Origin of the sequence: Duganella violaceipulchra (assembly GCF_019166075.1) — a bacterium.
In the GTDB taxonomy this organism is placed as follows: domain Bacteria; phylum Pseudomonadota; class Gammaproteobacteria; order Burkholderiales; family Burkholderiaceae_D; genus Rugamonas; species Rugamonas violaceipulchra.
The window spans coordinates 1-251 of record NZ_JAHTGR010000248.1 but is presented as its reverse complement, the minus strand read 5'-3'; the positions used below and the strand labels follow the sequence as shown (position 1 = coordinate 251).

Here is a 251-nt window from a genome sequence, read left to right as displayed (position 1 = left end):
CGTCGGTTGCGCAAACAGGTCGCGCAGGGGAACTTCGACATCCAGCACTTGCCGCAGGCGCGACACCAGTTGCACTGCCATCAGCGAGTGTCCGCCCATCTCGAAGAAGTGGTCGTGGCGCCCGATTCGCGCCAACCCCAGCAAGTCTTGCCAGATCTGCGCGAGCGCCTCTTCAATCTCTCCTTGCGGCGCCTCGTAGGCACGGCTGACGACGGCGCTCTTGTCCGGCGCCGGCAGCGCCTTGCGGTCGA

The 251-nt window shown here is 65.7% G+C and carries 1 protein-coding gene; it reads right to left on the bottom strand.

Annotated elements, in window-relative coordinates; genetic code table 11:
• A partial coding sequence (locus KVP70_RS33910) for a phosphopantetheine-binding protein (protein ID WP_217946809.1) occupies window positions 1-251 on the bottom strand: 251 nt, incomplete at both ends.